At 67.2% G+C, this 22,004-nt stretch carries 10 protein-coding genes and 3 rRNA genes; 4 read left to right on the forward strand and 9 right to left on the reverse strand.

Annotation, left to right across the window (positions count from 1 at the left end; translation table 11 throughout):
• Positions 1 to 665: 665 nt before the first annotated feature.
• The 7 genes from rrf to OG570_RS00035 form a co-directional block, all read right to left on the reverse strand.
• A 5S ribosomal RNA gene (gene rrf, locus OG570_RS00005) occupies positions 666 to 782 on the reverse strand.
• An 82-nt stretch (positions 783 to 864) separates the two neighbouring features.
• A 23S ribosomal RNA gene (locus OG570_RS00010) occupies positions 865 to 3,986 on the reverse strand.
• Positions 3,987 to 4,309: 323 nt separating this feature from the next.
• Positions 4,310 to 5,827 (reverse strand): 16S ribosomal RNA (locus tag OG570_RS00015).
• Together the 16S, 23S and 5S rRNA genes form the textbook arrangement of a ribosomal RNA operon.
• A 355-nt stretch (positions 5,828 to 6,182) precedes the next feature.
• On the reverse strand, positions 6,183 to 7,376 hold the full coding sequence (locus OG570_RS00020) for a low temperature requirement protein A (protein WP_326955104.1): 1,194 nt from the start codon (positions 7,374 to 7,376) through the stop codon (positions 6,183 to 6,185).
• Between the two features lie 427 nt (positions 7,377 to 7,803).
• Positions 7,804 to 9,288: an MFS transporter gene (locus tag OG570_RS00025; RefSeq protein ID WP_326959808.1), complete on the reverse strand. Its 1,485-nt coding sequence runs from the start codon at positions 9,286 to 9,288 to the stop codon at positions 7,804 to 7,806.
• Positions 9,289 to 9,399: 111 nt separating this feature from the next.
• Positions 9,400 to 12,993, reverse strand: a complete 3,594-nt coding sequence (gene dnaE, locus OG570_RS00030; RefSeq protein ID WP_326955105.1) for a DNA polymerase III subunit alpha — start codon at positions 12,991 to 12,993, stop codon at positions 9,400 to 9,402.
• 198 nt (positions 12,994 to 13,191) lie between these two features.
• Positions 13,192 to 15,732, reverse strand: a complete 2,541-nt coding sequence (locus tag OG570_RS00035; RefSeq protein ID WP_326955106.1) for a GH92 family glycosyl hydrolase — start codon at positions 15,730 to 15,732, stop codon at positions 13,192 to 13,194.
• A 170-nt stretch (positions 15,733 to 15,902) separates the two neighbouring features.
• On the opposite strand from OG570_RS00035, the gene OG570_RS00040 reads away from it, so the two are divergent.
• The 4 genes from OG570_RS00040 to OG570_RS00055 all read left to right on the forward strand — a co-directional run bounded on the left by OG570_RS00040 (position 15,903) and on the right by OG570_RS00055 (position 20,613).
• Positions 15,903 to 16,550 carry a FadR/GntR family transcriptional regulator gene (locus OG570_RS00040; RefSeq protein WP_326959810.1) on the forward strand — a complete coding sequence of 216 codons (648 nt, stop codon included), beginning with the start codon at positions 15,903 to 15,905 and terminating at the stop codon, positions 16,548 to 16,550.
• A gap of 4 nt (positions 16,551 to 16,554) precedes the next feature.
• A complete protein-coding gene (locus OG570_RS00045; protein WP_326955107.1) occupies positions 16,555 to 17,979 on the forward strand; it encodes an amino acid permease in 1,425 nt (474 codons plus the stop codon).
• A complete protein-coding gene (locus tag OG570_RS00050) occupies positions 17,976 to 18,902 on the forward strand; it encodes an asparaginase (RefSeq protein WP_326955108.1) in 927 nt (308 codons plus the stop codon). Before OG570_RS00045 ends, OG570_RS00050 begins: the two co-directional genes overlap by 4 nt.
• 85 nt (positions 18,903 to 18,987) lie before the next feature.
• Complete coding sequence (locus tag OG570_RS00055; RefSeq protein ID WP_326955109.1) at positions 18,988 to 20,613, forward strand: CocE/NonD family hydrolase; 1,626 nt, start codon at positions 18,988 to 18,990, stop codon at positions 20,611 to 20,613.
• On the opposite strand, the gene OG570_RS00060 is transcribed toward OG570_RS00055, so the two are convergent.
• On the reverse strand, positions 20,610 to 21,368 hold the full coding sequence (locus tag OG570_RS00060) for a metallophosphoesterase (RefSeq protein ID WP_326955110.1): 759 nt from the start codon (positions 21,366 to 21,368) through the stop codon (positions 20,610 to 20,612). The genes OG570_RS00055 and OG570_RS00060 overlap by 4 nt on opposite strands.
• The gene (locus OG570_RS00065) at positions 21,365 to 21,997 is read right to left on the reverse strand and encodes a GntR family transcriptional regulator (RefSeq protein WP_326955111.1); all 633 of its coding nucleotides are present in this window, start codon (positions 21,995 to 21,997) and stop codon (positions 21,365 to 21,367) included. Before OG570_RS00065 ends, OG570_RS00060 begins: the two co-directional genes overlap by 4 nt.
• Positions 21,998 to 22,004: the final 7 nt, after the last annotated feature.

Genomic DNA, 22,004 nt, shown 5'->3' on the forward strand with positions numbered 1-22,004 from the left:
TCGGATCGGACATCACCCGGATTGTGAGGCCAGAAGCAGGGCGCTGCGGTAATCGGAGCCGCAACTCACGTGATCCCGCACGGATCTCGCGTGATCCCGGGCGGACTCGTGTGGTCCGGCCGGGAACCTCGTGTTTCCAGGCGGATCTCGCGTGATTGAGACCGGAACTCGCGCACCGCCCGGTGAGCAGCTCGCACACCCGAACAGTCAGCTCGCGCACCCAGCCGGTCGGTTCGCGTACCCAGAGAGTCGGCTCATGTACCCGGATGGTCGGCTCACGCATCTAGCCGGTCGGTTTACGTCCCGAACGGTCGACTCGCGTACTCAGACAGTCGGCTCACGTGCCTCGACGGTCGGCTCCCGCGATCGAAGCGCCGGCCACCTACGATCCAGGGGGTCGGCACCCGTAATCAGGCAGTCGACACCGGTAATTCACGGGTCACCACTCGGCCAGACGGCCGGCGCGCGTGCGTGCGTGCGTGCGTGAAGGGTCAACTCGCGTGATCAGAGGGTCAACACGTGATTGGAAGGTCAACTCGTGTGATGGGAGGGTCGACACGAAGTGGGTCGCGGTGCCGGCGGCACCGGGTTGTGGGCATAAAGAAAAGGGCCTGGCCCGGGAGAACTAGTGTTCTCGACCGGGCCAGGCCCTCTCCCAACGAAATGTTCGGCGGTGTCCTACTCTCCCACAACCCTTCGGTTGCAGTACCATCGGCGCTGTCAAGCTTAGCTTCCGGGTTCGGAATGGGACCGGGCGTTTCCCTGACGCTAAAACCACCGAAACACTATCAAACACCCACACCCCCCAAAAACACGAGGGCCGTGTGGTGTTTCAGAACCGTAGAGTGGATGCGTAACACCTTCGTAGACAAGTCCTCGGCCTATTAGTACCAGTCAACTCGACAACACATTACTGTGCTTCCATATCTGGCCTATCAACCCAATGGTCTATTGGGGGCCTTAACCCACAAAGGGTGGGATACCTCATCTTGGAACAGGCTTCCCGCTTAGATGCCTTCAGCGGTTATCCCTTCCGAACGTGGCCAACCAGCCATGCCCCTGGCGGGACAACTGGCACACCAGAGGTTCGTCCGTCCCGGTCCTCTCGTACTAGGGACAGCCTTCCTCAAGTATCCTACGCGCGCGGCGGATAGGGACCGAACTGTCTCACGACGTTCTAAACCCAGCTCGCGTGCCGCTTTAATGGGCGAACAGCCCAACCCTTGGGACCTACTCCGGCCCCAGGATGCGACGAGCCGACATCGAGGTGCCAAACCATGCCGTCGATATGGACTCTTGGGCAAGATCAGCCTGTTATCCCCGGGGTACCTTTTATCCGTTGAGCGACACCCCTTCCACCAGGTGGTGCCGGATCACTAGTCCCGACTTTCGTCCCTGCTCGACATGTCTGTCTCACAGTCAAGCTCCCTTGTGCACTTGCACTCAACACCTGATTGCCAACCAGGCTGAGGGAACCTTTGGGCGCCTCCGTTACTCTTTAGGAGGCAACCGCCCCAGTTAAACTACCCATCAGGCACTGTCCCTGAACCAGATCATGGCCCGAGGTTCAGATTCCCAATTCGACCAGAGTGGTATTTCAACAATGACTCCACAGTAACTAGCGTCACCGCTTCACAGTCTCCCACCTATCCTACACAAGCCGAACCGAAAACCAATACCAAACTATAGTAAAGGTCCCGGGGTCTTTCCGTCCTGCCGCGCGTAACGAGCATCTTTACTCGTAGTGCAATTTCGCCGGGCCTGTGGTTGAGACAGCCGGAAAGTCGTTACGCCATTCGTGCAGGTCGGAACTTACCCGACAAGGAATTTCGCTACCTTAGGATGGTTATAGTTACCACCGCCGTTTACTGGCGCTTAAATTCTCAGCTTCACCCCCGAAGGGATTAACCGGTCCTCTTAACGTTCCAGCACCGGGCAGGCGTCAGTCCATATACATCGTCTTGCGACTTCGCATGGACCTGTGTTTTTAGTAAACAGTCGCTTTCCGCTGGTCTCTGCGGCCACCCACCCCTAGTCCGTAAAGGACTTCAGGATGTTTGGCCCCCCTTCTCCCGAAGTTACGGGGGCATTTTGCCGAGTTCCTTAACCACAGTTCACCCGATCGCCTTAGTATTCTCTACCTGACCACCTGTGTTGGTTTGGGGTACGGGCCGTGCATGCACTCACTAGAGGCTTTTCTCGGCAGCATAGGATCACTCTACTTCACCTCAAACGGCTACGCATCACGTCTCAGAGTATATAAAGCACGGATTTGCCTATGCTTTCTCCTACACGCTTACACCAGGACAACCATCGCCTGGCGGAGCTACCTTCCTGCGTCACCCCATCGCTTGACTACTACGAAATCAGGTCCCACGCTCCACAATGCCAACTCCGCCCGAAGGCATCACCGGCACGCTTTGGGTGGTTAGTATCAAACGCCTCGTCATGGGCGCACATGCTCGGGTACGGGAATATCAACCCGTTGTCCATCGACTACGCCTGTCGGCCTCGCCTTAGGTCCCGACTTACCCTGGGCGGATTAGCCTGGCCCAGGAACCCTTGGTCATCCGGCGGCAGAGTTTCTCACTCTGCATTCGCTACTCATGCCTGCATTCTCACTCCCACACCCTCCACCGCTAGCTTCCGCCACGGCTTCCCTGGGTGCAGGACGCTCCCCTACCCATCAACACGACTACACAAGGACTTCAAGAGCCCAAGTGGATCTATTGTGTCAATGACACAGCTTCGGCGGTGTGCTTAAGCCCCGCTACATTGTCGGCGCAGGACCACTTGACCAGTGAGCTATTACGCACTCTTTCAAGGGTGGCTGCTTCTAAGCCAACCTCCTGGTTGTCTGGGCAATCCCACATCCTTTCCCACTGAGCACACACTTAGGGGCCTTAGCTGGTGTTCTGGGCTGTTTCCCTCTCGACGACGAAGCTTATCCCCCGCCGTCTCACTGCCGCACTCTCACACCACGGTATTCGGAGTTTGGTTGATTTCGGTAACCCGGTAAGGCCCCTAGACCATCCAGTAGCTCTACCCCCGTGGTGAAACATGCGACGCTGCACCTAAATGCATTTCGGGGAGAACCAGCTATCACGGAGTTTGATTGGCCTTTCACCCCTACCCACAGCTCATCCCCTCAGTTTTCAACCTAAGTGGGTTCGGGCCTCCACGACGTCTTACCGTCGCTTCACCCTGGCCATGGGTAGATCACTCCGCTTCGGGTCTAGACCACGCGACTCATTCGCCCTATTCAGACTCGCTTTCGCTACGGCTACCCCACACGGGTTAACCTCGCCACGCAGCACTAACTCGCAGGCTCATTCTTCAAAAGGCACGCCATCACCATTACAGCTCTGACGGCTTGTAGGCACACGGTTTCAGGTACTCTTTCACTCCCCTCCCGGGGTACTTTTCATCTTTCCCTCACGGTACTAGTCCGCTATCGGTCTTCAGGAAGTATTTAGGCTTACCGGGTGGTCCCGGCAGATTCACAGCAAATTCCACGAGCTCGCTGCTACTCGGGAACACCACCAAGAACAACAACACAAGTTTTCGCGTACGGGGCTCTCACCCACTCCGGCCGCCCATCCCAAGGCGTTCCACTAACCCATGCGTCAATTCCGAAGAAATGTCAGTTCCTTCAAGGCAGGTCCCACAACACCGACTACACAACCCCTGACAGGTATCACATGCAATCGGTTTAGCCTCTTCCGCTTTCGCTCGCCACTACTCACGGAATCACGGTTGTTTTCTCTTCCTACGGGTACTGAGATGTTTCACTTCCCCGCGTTCCCTCCACACACCCTATATATTCAGGTGCGGGTAACACCACATCACTGGTGCTGGGTTTCCCCATTCGGAAATCCTCGGATCACAGCTCGGTTGACAGCTCCCCGAGGCTTATCGCAGCCTCCTACGTCCTTCATCGGCTCCTGAAGCCAAGACATCCACCATGTGCCCTTAACAACTTGACCACAAAGATGCTCGCATCCACTCTACAGTTCTCAAACACCACACCAGAAACAAACATCGCTCCCGAGGCGTAAGCCCCGAGGCGTGTTGCCTCAGGACCCAACAGTGTGCATAGCAAACAACCCACCACTCGACTCGGCGAGCGTCCTCCACGACCCCGAAGGATCAGTACTAACGCCGGCGTCTGTCACCGCGATGAGCCATAACCAGTAGTTCCACAATTCCTTGAGCAACCAGAGCAACACTGCATTCGAGTGTTAAACCCCAGCCACCCCACGCTCTAGTTCCGGGTATCCCGGGAACGTGGATGTGTTGTGCTCCTTAGAAAGGAGGTGATCCAGCCGCACCTTCCGGTACGGCTACCTTGTTACGACTTCGTCCCAATCGCCAGTCCCACCTTCGACCACTCCCTCCCCTTACGAGGTTGGGCCATGGGCTTCGGGTGTTACCGACTTTCATGACGTGACGGGCGGTGTGTACAAGGCCCGGGAACGTATTCACCGCAGCGTTGCTGATCTGCGATTACTAGCGACTCCGACTTCACGCAGTCGAGTTGCAGACTGCGATCCGAACTGAGACCGGCTTTAAGGGATTCGCTCCACCTCGCGGTATCGCAGCCCTCTGTACCAGCCATTGTAGCATGTGTGAAGCCCTGGACATAAGGGGCATGATGACTTGACGTCATCCCCACCTTCCTCCGAGTTGACCCCGGCAGTCTCCCACGAGTCCCCGCCATAACGCGCTGGCAACGTAGGATAAGGGTTGCGCTCGTTGCGGGACTTAACCCAACATCTCACGACACGAGCTGACGACAGCCATGCACCACCTGTACACCAACCACAAGGGAAGCCCCATCTCTGGGGATGTCTGGCGCATGTCAAGCCCAGGTAAGGTTCTTCGCGTTGCATCGAATTAATCCACATGCTCCGCCGCTTGTGCGGGCCCCCGTCAATTCCTTTGAGTTTTAGCCTTGCGGCCGTACTCCCCAGGCGGGGTGCTTAATGCGTTAGCTACGGCACGGACAACGTGGAATGTCGCCCACACCTAGCACCCACCGTTTACAGCGTGGACTACCAGGGTATCTAATCCTGTTCGCTCCCCACGCTTTCGCTCCTCAGCGTCAGTATCGGCCCAGAGACCCGCCTTCGCCACCGGTGTTCCTCCTGATATCTGCGCATTTCACCGCTACACCAGGAATTCCAGTCTCCCCTACCGAACTCAAGTCTGCCCGTATCGACTGCACGCTGAAGGTTAAGCCTCCAGATTTCACAGCCGACGCGACAAACCGCCTACGAGCTCTTTACGCCCAATAAATCCGGACAACGCTTGCACCCTACGTATTACCGCGGCTGCTGGCACGTAGTTAGCCGGTGCTTCTTATCCAGGTACCGTCACTTGCGCTTCGTCCCTGGCGAAAGAGGTTTACAACCCGAAGGCCGTCATCCCTCACGCGGCGTCGCTGCATCAGGCTTTCGCCCATTGTGCAATATTCCCCACTGCTGCCTCCCGTAGGAGTCTGGGCCGTGTCTCAGTCCCAGTGTGGCCGGTCACCCTCTCAGGCCGGCTACCCGTCGTCGCCTTGGTAGGCCACTACCCCACCAACAAGCTGATAGGCCGCGGGTTCATCCTGCACCGCCAGAACTTTCAACATTCTCCCATGCGAAAGAATGTGATATCCGGTATTAGACCTCGTTTCCAAGGCTTATCCCAGAGTGCAGGGCAGATTACCCACGTGTTACTCACCCGTTCGCCACTAATCCACCCGAAGGCTTCATCGTTCGACTTGCATGTGTTAAGCACGCCGCCAGCGTTCGTCCTGAGCCAGGATCAAACTCTCCAACAATGAATAGTTTGATCGAGACTATGTACTCAATCATTCTCAAAGGAACCTCATACGAGGTTATATATAAGCTCTACTGGCTTAGTTCACTAGCACACTGTTGAGTTCTCAAGCAACACACTCCGGAATCCGCCACCTTATCGGCGGCTTCACCCTCGGCGATTGTTTCAAGCCTTTGTTGTTCCGAGGCTATCACCTCGGTTCAGGACCACCCACTCTACCACCTTCGTGGGAGCTTGGTTCGCGGTCCTGGCGGCCACCCGGTTTCCCTGGCGACTTGGAGAACTTTACATGCCCCGAAACGGCCTCGCACAGGGGGGTCCCCTTTTTGCACACGAGGCCGCTGACCTGCGGCGATCTACTCCCGCGGCTGCCCGTCGGCGAAGACGACCGTGACGGCGACGAGCGCGGCCGTGAGCACCGCGGTGACGTGGATCGGCACCGGCGTGAACGACGCCGCGACGACGAGCACCGCGGTCACCGGGAAGCCGACCGCGATCGGCCGGCACTCGTTGGCCGGGCCGATGTGCAGCAGCCAGACGCTCAGCAGGAATATCGCGACCGGCACGGTCGTCGCCATCGCCGCGGCGATCGGGCCGACGTCGTGCAGCGTGTGGGTGTCGTAGCCGACCGCCACCTCGAGCCCGGCCCCGACCGCCGCCGCGGACGCGAAGATCAGGTAGTGGCCGTAACCCCAGCTCATCGTCGTGAACAGGGTCGGCCGGCGAACCAGCCGCGCGTGCCCCGGCTGGTCGAAGTACAGCCACCACATGGCGAACACCAGCACCAGGCCGGCCGCGGCGAGCGAGATGAGCCCGCCGACGTGCTCCGCCTCGGCGGCCCCCTCCTTGATCGCGGTGGTCGCGCCGAGGATCACCTCACCGAGCACGATCAGCGTGAACAGGCCGTACCGCTCGGCGATGTGGTGCGGGTGCCACGTCGTGCCGAAGCGGCGCTCCGCCCACAGCGGGACGGCGAGCTCGAGCACGACGAGCACGAAGAACGCGACGACGGCCGGCGTTCCCGACAACCACAGCCGGGCGATCCACAGCACCTGGACGGCGGTGATCCCGACGGCGTAGCGCAGGGCGGCGGGCCGGCAGGGCGGGTCCGACCGCGCGGCGCGCAGCCACTGCGTCACCATCGACAGCCGCATCAGCACGTAGCCGGCGACCATCAGCCGGAAGTCGCCCTCGAAGGCGGTCTCCACCCCGGCCGCGACGGTCAGGCCGCCGGCGATCTGCACCAGCGTCGCCAGGCGGTACGGGACGTCGTCGGTGTCGAACGCTGAGGCGAACCAGCTGAAGTTCAGCCAGCCCCACCAGATCGCGAAGAAGACCAGGGCGAAGGAGAACACGCCGTGGCCGATGTGGCCCTCGGCGAAGGCGTGGTGCAACTGCGCGGCCGCCTGGCCGACGGCGACCACGAAACACAGGTCGAACAGCAGTTCCAGCGGCGTCGCGACGCGGTGTCGCTCACTTCGGTCGCGCGCCAGCATCGGCCGGTGCCACAGGCGGATCCGGCTTCCGGGCCGCGGCGGCTGCTCGGTCATGGACCCTCCCGGGCTCGTGCCTGTCGGATCCGGTCATCCCAACATGATCACGAGCAGCGGGAAAGCGCGACACGGGCGAAAAGGACGGGCGGGCCCGGTTCCCCCTCACCCGGGCCCGCCCGCCGCCGTCACGCGCGCTGCGGCCGGCCGATGGGCAGCCCTTCCGCGAGTGCCGGACGGTCCCCCGCGGACGCCGACACTCACTGGACGGAAGGTGACCGAGTGTGTCCACTCCCTCGAACTCCGGACGCTTCGGTCGCTCGGACCGGTCACCCCATCCCCGGGTGGCCGATCGATTGCCACTGTCGGTAGCCGAAGCCGCGCAGTGAAGGCTCCATAAGATCTACCCGGTCGCTCTGCGTAGCACCAGTGCCTTTCCGTGCTCGTCACTCGTTTGGAGCATCGCGAATCTGCGGAAAGTAGTGTCCTAGCCCCGGTGGACGTCCGCAGCGGACGTCTCGGCCCCGCCGGCCGCCCGATCGTCCCTGGAAAGCTGCGCACGGTGTCTCCGCGCCCGCAGTTCGGCCACGGCGAGGCCCAGCGCGCCACACGTCAGGACGGCCGCGCAGCAGAGGGCGACGGTGAGCGCCACCTGGTAGTCCCCCGCCGCGACGACGACCGCACCGAAGACCGACGCCAGCACGGCCGTGCCGATCGCCGTGCCGATCCGCTGCCCGGTCTGCAGCGCGCCGCCGGCGACGCCGGCCAGCCGGACCGGGACGCACTCCAGCGTCAACGTCGTGTTCGGCGAGATCACCATGCCGCCGCCGACCCCGGCCAGCACCAGCGGCAACGCGAACGCCCAGCCCGCGGCCGCGGGCGGCACCAGCTGGGCCAGCAGCGCGACGATCAGCAGGCCGAGGGCGACCAGCGCCAGCCCGGTGACGGTGAGCCGGCGGCCGAAGCGCGGCACCAGCCGGCCGGCGACGGCCGCGGCCACCGCCGAGCCGAGCGCGAACGGCGTCACCGACAGCCCGGACTGCAGGGGTGTGTAGCCGAGGCCCTGCTGGAAGAACATCGCGAAGACCAGCCAGATCCCGGCGAACCCGCAGAAGTAGAGCGCGCCCACCGCGGCGCCGCTGGCGTATCCCGGGGTGCCGGTGAACAGCCGGGTGTCCAGCAGCGGCGAGCGGCCGCGCCGGACCAGCGAGTGCTCCCAGCGCACGAAGCCGGCGCCGAAGACGAGCGCGATGACGAACATCCACCACAGCCGCGCCGGGCCGCCGTCGTCGGACTCCACCACCGGGAGCAGCACGCCGAGGACCGCGACGGCGAGCAGCAGGATCCCGACGAAGTCGATCTCCGACCGCAGCCTGAGCCCGCTCTTCTCGCTGCGGGGCAGCAGCCGCAGGGCCAGGGCGAACGCGAGCACGCCGATCGGGACGTTGACGTAGAACACCCAGCGCCAGCCGTCCGGATCGCCGAAGACGGCGAGGATCACGCCGCCGAGGATCGGGCCGACCGCCGTCGAGATGCCGACGACGGCGCCGAACATGCCGAACGCGCGGCCGCGCTCGGGCCCGCGGAAGAGGTCCTGGATCAGGCCGGTGTTCTGCGGCGTGAGCATGCCCGCCGCCATGCCCTGGGCGAGCCGCGCGAGCACCAGCGTCGTCTCGTTCGGGGCCGCGCCGGCCAGCGCGCTGGTGGCGACGAACGCCGCGAGGGCGCCGAGGAACATCTTCCGGCGGCCGAACGCGTCGCCGAGGCGGCCGCCGGTGACCAGGACCAGGCCGAACGCCAGCGCGTACCCCGAGACGACCCAGCGGATCCCGCCGCTGCTCGCGCCCAGGTCGCGCTGGATCGACGGCAGCGCGACGTTGACGATGCTGACGTCGAGCAGGCCCATGAACCCGGCCGTCAGCGAGACGGCCAGCGCCTTCCAGCGCTTCGGGTCGGGTTCGTAGTCGTCCATCGAGGGGCTGACCTCACCGGTGCTCACGGGGCGGGGATACCCACTCAGCAAACACGAAGGGCCGGATCCGCGCGCGGTGTGCGCGCGGATCCGGCCCGTTCGAAGCCGTGCTCAGGTCGACGCGGTGATCCCGCGGATGCCCTTCAGCTCGCCGATCAGCATCGAGCTGACCTTCACCGGGTAGTCGTGGAGCGCGAACACCGTCTGGTTCCGCCCGACCAGCTTGAGGTGGACCATCGTCTCGCCCTTGTGCGCGAGCAGTGTGGAGCGCAGCTCGCTCACCACCGACTGGTCGATCTTCTCCGCCGCGGCCAGCAGGACCAGCGGCGGCTCGTCGTCACCGTTGCCGGTGCCGACCTCGGACAGGTCCAGTGTGGCCAGGCCGCCGCCGAAGATCGACATCTTGTCTTCGCGCCAGTTGATCCGGCCCTTCACCAGCACCGCGTTGTCCTCGATCAGCTCGGAGGAGAACAAGGCGTACGACTTGGGGAAGAACAGCACCTCGAGCGAGGCGTCCATGTCCTCGACCGTGCAGATCGCCCAGGGCTCGCCCTTCTTGTTGACCCGCCGTTCGAGCGACGTGATCAGCCCGGAGATGACGAGCTCGCCCTCCCGGGGCGGGTCGGCCAGGATCCCGGCGATCGGCTTCGGGGCGTGCTTGCGCAGGATCCGCTCGGCGCCGTCGAGCGGGTGGGCCGAGACGTACAGGCCGAGCATCTCGCGCTCGTAGGCGAGCAGCTGCTTGCGCGGGTACTCCTCGTCGCCGAACTTCAGGTGCGCGAGCGGTGACGAAGAAACCGCTGCGGCGCTGTCATCCCCGTCTTCCCCGCCGAAGCCGAACAGGTCGAACTGGCCCATCGCCTCCTGGCGCTTGAGCGGGACGACGGCTTCGACCGCGTCTTCGTGGACCTGGATCATCGACAGCCGCGTGTGGCCGAGCGAATCGAACCCGCCCGCCTTGATCAGCGACTCGATGACCCGCTTGTTGCAGACCACGAGCTCGGACTTGTCGAGGAAGTCGGTGAAGGTGGAGTACTTCCCCTTCTCCGCACGGGTCTTGATGATCGACTCGACGACGTTCGCGCCGACGTTGCGGACCGCGCCGAGGCCGAAGCGGATGTCCTCGCCGACGGCCGCGAACCGCAGGGCCGACTCGTTGACGTCCGGCGGCAGCACCTTGATGCCGAGGCGGCGGCACTCGGACAGGTAGACCGCCGACTTGTCCTTGTTGTCGCCGACCGACGTCAGCAGGGCGGCCATGTACTCGGCCCGGAAGTTCGCCTTGAGGTAGGCGGTCCAGTACGAGATCAGGCCGTACGCGGCCGCGTGGCTCTTGTTGAACGCGTAGCCGGCGAACGGGAGGATCGTGTCCCAGAGCGCCTTGACGGCCTCGGCGGAGAACCCGCCGTCGAGCAGCGGGCTGGCCTTCATGCCGGCCTCGAAGCCGTCGTACTCGAGGTCGAGGACTTCCTTCTTCTTCTTGCCCATCGCGCGGCGGAGCACGTCCGCGCGCCCCATCGTGTACCCGGCCACCTTCTGGCCGATGTGCATGATCTGCTCTTGGTACACGATCAGGCCGTAGGTGTCGGCCAGGATCTCCCGCAGCGGCTCGTCGAGCTCCGGGTGGATCGGCTTGACCTTCTGCCGGTTGTTCTTGCGGTCGGCGTAGTCGTTGTGCGCGTTCATGCCCATCGGGCCGGGGCGGTAGAGCGCGCCGACCGCGACGATGTCGTCGAACACCGTGGGCTCCATGCGGCGCAGCAGGTCGCGCATGGGCCCGCCGTCCAGCTGGAACACGCCGAGCGTGTCGCCGCGGGCGAGGAGCTTGTAGGTTTCCTTGTCCTCGACGCCCAGGGTGTCGAGGTCGATGTCGATCCCGCGGTTGGTCTTGATGTTGTCGATCGCGTCACCGATGACCGTCAGGTTCCGCAGGCCCAGGAAGTCCATCTTCAGCAGGCCGATGGCTTCGCACGACGGGTAGTCCCAGCCGGTGATGATCGAGCCGTCGTCACGCTGCCAGAGCGGGATCGCGTCGGTCAGCGGGTCGCACGACATGATGACCGCGCAGGCGTGCACGCCCGCGTTGCGGATCAGGCCTTCGAGACCGCGGGCGGTGTCGAAGATCGTCTTGCACTCTTCGTCCGTCTCGACCAGCGCGCGGACCTCGGCGGCCTCGCCGAAGCGCTCGTGCTGTTTGTCGACGATGCCCGAGAGCGGGATGTCCTTCGCCATGATCGGCGGCGGCAGCGCCTTGGAGATCTTGTCCGCGATCGCGTAACCGGGCTGGCCGAAGTGGACCCGCGCCGAGTCCTTGATCGCGGCCTTGGTCTTAATGGTGCCGAAGGTGATGACCTGAGCGACCTTGTCGACGCCGTACTTGTCGGTCGCGTACCGGATCATCTCGCCGCGCCGGCGGTCGTCGAAGTCGATGTCGATGTCGGGCATCGAGACGCGCTCGGGGTTCAGGAACCGCTCGAACAGCAGCTTCTGCGGGATCGGGTCCAGGTTGGTGATACCGAGCACGTACGCGACCAGCGAACCGGCGGCCGAACCACGGCCGGGGCCGACGCGGATGCCGACGCGGCGGGCGTAGCTGATGAGGTCGGCGACGATCAGGAAGTAGGCCGGGAAGCCCTTCCCGATGATGACGTCGAGCTCCTTCTCGATCCGCTCGTCGTAACCCTCGGGCGGACCGGCCGGGAACCGCCAGGCCAGGCCCTTCGCGACCTCTTCGCGCAGCCAGCCGCCCTGGTCGTAGCCCTCCGGGACCTCGAAGAACGGCAGCCGGTCCTTGTGCGAGTAGACGTCTTCGTAGGACTCGACGCGCTCGGCGATCAGCAGCGTGTTGTCCGACGCGCCGGGGACTTCCTTGTCCCAGTACTCGCGCATCTCGGCGGCGGCCTTGAGGTAGTAGCCGTCACCGTCGAACTTGAACCGGGTCGGGTCGTTGAGGGTTTTGCCGGCCTGGACGCACAGCAGCGCCGAGTGCGTGTCGGCCTGGTCCTTGGTGACGTAGTGCGAGTCGTTCGTCGCGATCGGCTTGAGGTCGAGCAGCCGGCCGACCTCGAGCAGGCCCTCGCGGACCGACCGCTCGATCGGCAGGCCGTGGTCCATCAACTCGAGGAAGAAGTTGCCGGCGCCGAAGATGTCCTTGTAGTCGGACGCGGCCTGGATCGCCGCTTCCTTCTGGCCCAGCCGCAGCCGGGTCTGCACCTCGCCCGACGGGCAGCCGGTGGTCGCGATGATCCCCGAGTGGTTCTCCGAGATCAGCTCGCGGTCCATCCGGGGCTTGCGGTAGTAGCCCTGCATGCTGGCCAGCGAGGACAGCTTGAACAGGTTCCGCAGGCCGGTGGCGTTCTGCGCGAGCATCGTCATGTGGGTGTACGCGCCGGCGCCCGAGACGTCGCCGCCCTCGCCCAGCTCGTCGGACCCGCGCTGGTTCTGCTGCCCCCAGAAGACCGGCTTCTTGTGGAAGCGGCTCTCCGGCGCGACGTAGGCCTCGATGCCGATGATCGGCTTGATGCCGTGCTTCTTGGACTGTTGGTAGAACTCGTCGCCGCCGTACATGTTGCCGTGGTCGGTCATGCCGACCGCCGGCATGCCGAGGCGCGCCGCCTCCGCGAAGAGGGGAGCGATCTTCGCCGCACCGTCGAGCATCGAGTACTCGGTGTGGACGTGCAGGTGGACGAAGGAATCGTTCGACACCAGCGAAAACCTCCCCTAGATCGGTGGGACCGGCTGCGCGCGGGTCACTCACCCTAACCCGTGGCTCGAGTGGCCCGCGCACGTGCTCGCCGCGCTCGATTCTGCTCCTCGCCGGAGCCGTTCGGGCGGTGCGACGCGCCACCGCTTCGGGCGGTGATGATCACGGCACGCGGTGCTGCCGGGCGGTCACCCGGAGCGTCAGCCGACGGGGGTGACGAGGGGTCGGAACGGCTTGGGCGTGACGGCCGGGGCGGCCACGTTCGGGTGAAATGCCGGGAGCGCGGCCTGCGGCGGGGCGTCCGCGGCCGCCGTGCCCCACGTCGGGTTCGGCGTCGTGGACAGGTCGTAGGTGATCGTGCCGCCGTTCGCGACGAACGACTCCGCCACCCACGGCTTCGACGACGGCGAGCCGTTCACGCGCACGCCCTGGACGTAGTACGTGTCCGCCGACGCGCGCGGGGCCTCGACCGTGATCGTCGCGCCGTTGCCGCGGTGGACGACCGCGCGCGGGAACAGCGGCGACGCCAGCACGAGGTCGGCGCGGCTCGGGACCTGCGGGAACATGCCGAGCGTGGCGAAGACGTACCACGCGGACATGGTGCCGAGGTCGTCGTTGCCCGGCAGGCCGCCGGTGCCCGGGCCGTAGACCGTGTTCACGATCTGGCGGACCGTCTGCTGCGTCTGCCACGGCCGGCCGAGGTAGTCGTAGAGCCAGGGCGCGTTGATGTCCGGCTCGTTGCCCGGGTTGTAGTGGACGTCGTCGACGCCCGACAGCGCCCAGTTGCCCGCCGCGTCGTGGAAGAAGCCGTCGAGGCGCTTCACCGTCGCGGACGCGCCGCCCAGGCCGCCGACCACGCCGGCGACGTCGTGCGAAGCCATCCACGTGTACTGCGCGCTGCTGCCCTCGACGAAGCCCGTGTCCGTCGACGGCTGGAACGGCGTCACCCACGAGCCGTCGGCCTTGCGCGCCTGGACGTAGGGGCCGTCGACGCTCGCCCGCGGGTTGACCAGGTTGCGCCAGTAGCCGGAGCGCGCGAGGAATGTAGAAGGGTCACTGCCGATGCGGGACGCCCAGTCCGACAGCGCGAAGTCGGCGACGGAGTCTTCGAGCGTCTCGGCGGCCGAGCCCCAGCAGTGGCAGGCGTCGTCCGGCGCGTAGTGCAGCTTCAGGTAGTCGGCCAGGCCCGGCCGCTGGCCGATGCACTGGATCGGGCAGCCGGCGTCGCGGCTGTCGTTCGCGGTCGGCACGGTGGCCGCGCTGACCAGCGAGCCGAACGCGCCCTGGACGTCGAAGCCGCGGGCGCCGAAGGCGTACATCCCGGCCAGCGCGGGCGCCGACGGGTCACCGGACATCACGTGCGTGCCGCCGTTGTCGTGCAGCCAGCGGTCCCACTCACCGCCGTTCTGCCCGGCGAAGTTGTAGAGCGACTGCGCGTAGTCACCCGCCCGGGCCGGGTCGAGGAACGCGAGCAGCTGGACCTGCCCGCGGTAGACGTCCCAGCCGGAGAACGTGCCGTACTGCGCGTGCTGGCCCTTCGCGAGCCGGTGGACCTTCCGGTCGCTGCCGAGGTACTCGCCGGTGACGTCGCTGGCCAGGCTCGGCTGCTGCAGCGCGTGGTAGAGCGCGGTGTAGAACGTCGTGAGCTGCGCGTGCGTGCCGCCGCCGAGCTCGATCTTCGTCAGCTGGTCCTGCCAGGCCTTCCGGGCCGACGCGCGGACGCCGTCGAACGTCCGGCCGGCGGGGATCTCGGCGTCGGCGTTGCGCTGGGCGTTGGCGGCGCTGACGTAGGAGATGCCGATCCGCGCGGTGACCGGGCCCTTGCTCGCGTCGAAGCCGACGTAGCCGCCCGAGCCCTTGCCGACGCGTGCGGCGTCCGTGAAGCCCTCGCCGCCGGTCGCGCTGCTCGTGCCCGGCCGCAGGGTGCCGTCGACCCAGGTGCCCTGGCCGGTGATCGGCTGGTCGAAGGTGACGCTGAAGTGCAGCGTGTAGTAGGAGCGCTGGTTCTCCTCGCCGCCGGTGGTGCGGCCGCAGAAGCCGCCCGAGTCGACCGAGCCGGTCACCCGCCGGTGCGCCGCGTCGATGCTGATCGAGGCGTTCGAGCTGCCCGGCAGCGAGTTCGACGTCCGGAAGAGCAGGTTCGCGGGCTTGTCCGCGGGGAAGGTGAACCGGCCGAGCCCGGCCCGGTCGGTGGTGGTGAGGTCCACGCCGACGCCGTTGGCCAGGCCGACGCCGTAGTGGCCCGGCTCGGCGGTCTCGTCGGCGTGCGAGAAGTCGCTGGCGAAGACCTGGTCGGTGCGGTCGGCCGACGGCGAGGACAGGACGGCGCCGGGGAACGGCATGATCGGCACGTCGCCGGACGCGCCCGGCGTGCAGCCGGTGCCGTTGAGGTGGGTGAGGCTGAAGCCGCGCACCCGTGTGACGTCGTATTGGTAACCGCCGGCGGCGCCGGTCCCGTTCTGCAGGCCCTTCGTCGTGGTCGGGCTCCAGGCGATCATCCCGAACGGCGTCGTCGCGCCGGGGTAGGTGTTGCCCGCGTTGGTGCTGCCGATCAGCGGGTCGACGTAGGACGCCGGGTCGGCGACCAGCTCGACGCCGGCCGCGGCGGGCGTCGCGAACGCCGTCGCCGCGAGGGCCACCGTGCCGAGCAGGGTCAGGATCTTCCGCGCGGCCATGGCCCGCCCTTCGCCGGTGACGTGCGACAACGTTGTCAGACTGACGCTGCGCAACGCTACGGTCACCCGTTTGCACCCGTCAACGACCCGGTGAACTTCTGTCCGGTTGTCAGGGTGGCCGGTGAAGTGAGCCACAAGCGCGTGGTCCCGCGTTGACACCGCCGCGGCCGGGACCGAGCATCCGATCCATGAACCTGTCCGACAGCCGGACAGCCGGTCCTCGGCGGGTGAGCGCCATGGAGGCCGTGCTGGCCCACCTGCGCCGCCAGATCGAACGCGGCGAGTACGCCGTCGGCGACAAGCTGCCGTCCGAGGCCGCGCTGGGCAAGGAGTTCGAGGTCAGCCGCTCGGTGGTCCGGGAGGCGCTGCGCGGGCTGCAGGCGCTCGGGCTCACCGAGTCGAAGTCCGGCAAGGGCACCTTCGTCACCGCGACCGGGCCTGCCGAGCACCCGGTGTTCGGGCCGTACTCGGCCCGCGACCTGATCGAGGTGCGCCGGCACGTCGAGATCCCGGTCGCCGGGTACGCGGCCCTGCGGCGCTCCGCCGACGACCTCGACCTGCTCGGTCACCTCGTCGAGCGGATGGACGCCGAGACCGACAACACCGCGTGGGTCGCGCTGGATTCGCTCTTCCACATCACCATCGCCCAGGCGTCGGGCAACCCCGTGTTCGGGAAGGTGATCGAGGAGATCCGGGACGCGCTGGCCCGCCAGTCCGCCTTCCTCAACCAGCTCGGCGACCGCCGGCAGCGCTCGAACGTCGAGCACCGGGCGATCGTCACGGCGATCGCCGACGGCTCGGAAACCGCCGCGGTCGAGGCCATGACGGCCCACCTGCGGCACGTCGAAGCCACCTTGACCAGCATCGTGAACGGGGACGAGTAGCACCTTGACCGAACAGACCCTCACCCCGGAAGCCACCGCCGACGCGGGCGACGCCGGTTACCGCAAGGCCCTGAAACCGCGGCACGTCACCATGATCGCGATCGGCGGGGCCATCGGCACCGGCCTGTTCCTCGGCGCGGGCGGCCGGCTCGCCCAGGCCGGGCCGGCGCTGGCGATCGTCTACGCCGTCTGCGGGCTCTTCGCGTTCTTCGTCGTCCGCGCGCTCGGCGAGCTCATCCTGTACCGGCCTTCGAGCGGCGCGTTCGTCTCCTACGCGCGGGAGTTCATGGGCGAGAAGGGCGCGTACGTCGCCGGCTGGATGCACTTCCTGAACTGGTCGACCACCGGCATCGCCGACATCACGGCCATCGCGCTCTACGCGCACTTCTGGTCGTTCTTCACGCCGATCCCGCAGTGGGTGCTCGCGCTGATCGCGCTCGCCGTCGTGCTGACGCTGAACCTGGTCTCGGTGAAGCTGTTCGGCGAGATGGAGTTCTGGTTCGCCATCGTCAAGGTCGCCGCGCTGGTGCTGTTCATGGTGATCGGGATCGTGCTGCTGGCGACGCGGACGCCGATCGACGGCGTCGCGGGCGGACCGCAGCTGATCACCGGCCACGGCGGGATCTTCCCGGCCGGGCTGCTGCCGATGGTCATGATCGTGCAGGGCGTGGTGTTCGCCTACGCGTCCATCGAGCTGGTCGGCGTCGCCGCGGGCGAGACCGAGCACCCGGAGAAGATCATGCCGAAGGCGATCAACTCCATCATGTGGCGCATCGCCGTGTTCTACGTCGGCTCGGTCGTGCTGCTGGCGATGCTGCTGCCGTGGAGCTCCTACACGAAGGAGCAGAGCCCGTTCGTCACCGTGCTGTCGCACCTGGGGGTGCCGGCCGCGGACAGCGTGATGAACCTCGTCGTGCTCACCGCGGCACTGTCCAGTCTGAACTCGGGGCTGTACTCGACCGGCCGGATCCTGCGCTCGATGGCCGCGGCCGGGTCCGCGCCGAAGTTCACCGGCGTGCTGAACCGCAACCAGGTGCCCTACGGCGGGATCCTGCTGACGGCGTCGGTCTGCGTGCTCGGCGTCGGGCTGAACTACCTGGTGCCGAAGGAGGCCTTCGACATCGTGCTGAACTTCGCCGCGATCGGCATCCTCGCGACCTGGGCCATCATCGTGCTCTGCCACCTCCTGTTCGTCCGCAAGACCGAACGGGACGGGCTCGAGCGGCCGACGTTCCGGCTGCCGTTCTCGCCCTACACCGAGATCGTGACGCTGGTGTTCCTCGCCGCCGTCGTGGTGCTGATGGGCTTCGACGAGACCGGCCGGATCACGCTCATGGCGTTGCCGGTGATCGCTCTCGCGCTGGTCGCCGGCTGGTTCGCCGTGCGGAAGCGGATCGACATGAAGGCGTTCGACAAGGCGGGCCTGTGAACCACGAACTCCTGGTCGAGCTGGTGCGCGACGGCATGGTCGAGGGCGGGCACCACGGCTCGGTGATCGTGCTCGCCCCGGACGGCACCACCCTCTTCGACGCCGGCGCGCCGGACGCCCCGATGTACCCGCGGTCGACGGCGAAACCGGTGCAGGCCACGGCGATGGCGCGGCTCGGGCTGCGCCTGCCGCCCGCCGGGTTCGCCATCGCGGCGGCCAGCCACTCCGGCGAGCGGATGCACCTCGACGCCGCGGCCGCGGTGCTCGGCGGGCGCTCCCCCGGCGAGCTGGGCAACCCGGCGGACTTCCCGTACGACCCGGTCGAACGCGACGCCTGGGTCGCGGCCGGGCGGGCCCCGAGCAAGCTCGCGCACAACTGCTCCGGCAAGCACGCGGCGATGCTGGCGACCTGCGCGCTGAACGGCTGGGCGTCCGAGAACTACCTCGACCCGGCCCACCCGCTGCAGCGCGCGATCGCCGCCACCTTCGAGGACCTCACCGGCCGCGCGATCGACCGGGTCGCGGTCGACGGCTGCGGCGCGCCGCTGTTCGCGACCACGCTGCGCGGGCTCGCCACGGCCGTGTCGAAGATCGCCACGGCCGCGCCGGGAACGCCGGAGCACCTGGTCGCCGACGGGATCCGCCGGCACCCCGAGCTGGTCGGCGGCAGCCGCCGCGACGTCACCGCCGTGCTGCGCGCGGTGCCCGGGCTCATCGCGAAGGACGGCTTCGAAGCCGTCCAGGTCGCGGCTCTGCCCGACGGCACGGCGATCGCGATCAAGATCGCCGACGGCGGCGACCGGGCCCGGCGGCCCGTGCTGGCCGCGGCGCTGGCCCTGTGCGGGGTGCGCGTGCCGCCCGGGCCGGAAAACCTGCGCGTCACCGGAAAACTGGCCGAAGCACTCGCCGTGGGAAGTCCCTGAGCCACGTCGCTCCGGTTGCCAGGCGCGCGACCTCGGGTACCGTCGGATCCGGAAGGTGTTACTCCGCTTCGGAAGGCGTGTGCCCGTGCTGGACCGACTTGTCGACAGAGCTCTCGGACTCCCCCGCGCCGAAGGACCGAAACCGGTCATCACGCGCGACCTGCCGGTGCCGATGCCCGACGGCGTCACGCTGCTCGCGGACCGGTACGCCCCGGCGGGTGACACGCCCGCGCCGGTGGTGCTGATCCGCACGCCGTACGGGCGCGCCGGCCTCCTGTCGAAGCTGTTCGGGAACACGTTCTCGCGGCACGGGCTGCAGACGGTCATCCAGAGCACCCGCGGCTCGTTCGGCTCCGGCGGCGAGTTCCGGCCGTTCCACCTCGAGCGGGAGGACGGCGTCGCCACCGCCGAATGGCTGCGCGCGCAGCCGTGGTGCGACGGCAACCTCGCGATGGCGGGCGCCAGCTACCTCGGGCACACGCAGTGGGCGCTCGGGCCCTACCTCGACCCGCCGCTGGCCGCCATGTGCCTCGGCATCACGGCGTCGGAGTTCGTCTCGACGTTCTACCCGGGCGGCGTGCTCGCGGCGGACAACATGGTGTCGTGGTCGGCGATGATCGGCCGTCAGGAAGAGCGCTTCGGCGCGTTCCCGAACCCGCTGCAGGCGCGCAAGACGCGCCGCGCGATGGCGCACCTGCCGCTCAGCGGCGCCGACGTCGCCGCGATCGGCAAGCCGGTGCGGTTCCTGCAGGACATCACCGAGCACTTCGTGCCGGACGACACCTACTGGGCCATGTCCGACCACAGCGCCGACGTCGAGAAGCTCGACGTCCCGGTGTCGATGGTCACCGGCTGGTACGACCTGTTCATCCGCGGGCAGCTGCAGGACTTCCGGCGGCTCGCCGAGGCCGGCAAGGCGCCGCGGATCACGATCGGCCCGTGGTCCCACGGCGAGCCCGCGAGCATGCGTCCGATGATCCAGGACCAGCTCGGGTTCCTGCGCGCCCACCTGCTGGGCGACCGCACGTTCCTGCAGCGCGCGCCGGTCCGGATCTTCCTGCAGGGCGCGGACACCTGGCTGGACTTCGAGGCGTGGCCGCCGCCGTCGACCGCGACGGCGTCACACCTGCGCCCGATCGGCGGCCTCGGCGAGGTGGGCGGCGGCGAAGCGCGGCCGACGACGTTCACCTACGACCCGGCGGACCCGACCCCGGCGGTCGGCGGGCCGCTGCTGACGGGCGTGACGAAGCAGCGTGACAACCAGGAGGTCGAGGCCCGGCCGGACGTGCTGGTCTTCACCGGCGAGCCGCTGGCGTCGGACCTGGACGTCATCGGCGAGGTGGCCGCGACCGTGCACGTGCGCACCGAGCTCGGGCACGCCGACGTCTACGTCCGGCTCTGCGACGTCGACGCGGGCGGCGTCTCCCGCAACGTCACCGACGGGATCCTCCGGCTGCGCCCGGGCTTCCCGGCGGCGGACGCGGACGGCGTGGTGACGGCGGAGGTCACACTCGACCCGACGGCCTACCGCTTCCGCCTCGGCCACCGCCTGCGCGTCCAGGTGGCGGGCGGCGCGTTCCCGCGGTTCGCCCGCAACCACGGCACGGACGAGCCGGTCACCGCGGCGGTGGACGGCAAGCCGAACCGCTTCGAGATCTTCCACGACGCGGCCCGGCCGTCCCGGATCACGCTGCCGATCTTCACTCCCTAAAAGACGTACGGGACCACGCGGTGGTGCGTGGTCACCCGGCCGTCGTCGTGCAGTGCGTGCAACAGCAGCGACGGCGGCCGGTCGTACTCGAGCGGGCCGCCCTCCTCCCAGCCCCGGTCGCCGCCCGGCTCGACCGGTAGCAGCGACCCCGAGACGACGCCGGGGGCGATCCGCAGCGGCACGCCGGCGAACGTCGTCGACGCGCCGGTGTGGACGTGGCCGGCCAGCAGCGCCGCCACGCGCGGGTGGCGGGCCAGTACCGCCGCCAGCCGCTCCTCCCCCGTCTGGCGGATGCCGTCCACCAGCGGGAGGCCGACCTCGACCGGCGGGTGGTGGAAGGCGACGAAGGCCGGGCCGTCGCCGCCGGACAGCACGCCGTCGAGCCAGGCGAGGGTCTCGTCGGCGAGGTAACCCGCGCCGCGGCCGGGGATCGTCGAGTCGCACATGGCGAACAGCACGCCGTCGACCTCCCGCGCGAGATCGATCGGACCGTCGGACGCCGGCTGATCGAGCAACCCGGTCCGGAAAGCCGCGCGGACGTCGTGGTTGCCCGGGCAGACCAGCACCGGCGCCGGATGCTTCAGCAGCGCGGCGGCGCGTGCGTACTCCGCGGCCGCGCCGTGGTCGGCGATGTCGCCGGTGACGACGACGGCAGCGACGGCCAGCCCGTCCAGGTACGCCATCACGGCGGCGACGCGTTCTTCCGCGCGCGGCCCGTCGTCGAGGTGCAGGTCGCTCAGGTGCGCGATGATCATCTTTGGTCCTTCCCCAGGTAGGCCAAGGCTTTCACCCAGTTGCGGACGAGCACCGCGGACGCCGTCGGCAGGTCGCCGTCCCGCAGTGCTGCGGCGATCCGGCGGTGCTCGCCGATGCTCTCCCCGGCGCGGGCGGCCCCGCCGAAGTAGCACGATTCGTACCGCTTGAGCAGGGGCTTGGTCTGCTCGATCAACCGCAGCAGGTGCGGGTTCGGGCAGCGGGACAGCAGCAGCGCGTGCCACTGTTCGTCCACTTCGGACAGATCATCGCCGCGCTCCAGCGCCGCGACCATCCCGTCGGCGACGACGTCGAGCGCGTCGGGCAGCCCGGCGAGCTCCAGTGGCGACGTCCAGCGCAGGGCGAGGGCCTCCAGCTCGGCGACCAGCGGGTAGAGCCGGCGGGCCTCGTCCGGGTCGAACGGCGGCACGATGAAGCCGCGGCCCGGCTCGGAAACGAGCAGGCCGCGGCCGGCGAGCCCGATCAGCGCCTCCCGCAGCGGCGTCCGGCTGACGCCCAGCTCGCGGGCCAGGTGCACCTCGTTGACGCGGGCGCCGGCGGCGAGCCGCCCGTCGAGCACGCGGGTGGTGATCTCCTCGATGAGATCGCTGCGCAAAGGAGTGCGGGCCATCCGGGCA

Origin of the sequence: Amycolatopsis sp. NBC_01286, from assembly GCF_035982555.1 — a bacterium.
Lineage (GTDB): Bacteria > Actinomycetota > Actinomycetes > Mycobacteriales > Pseudonocardiaceae > Amycolatopsis.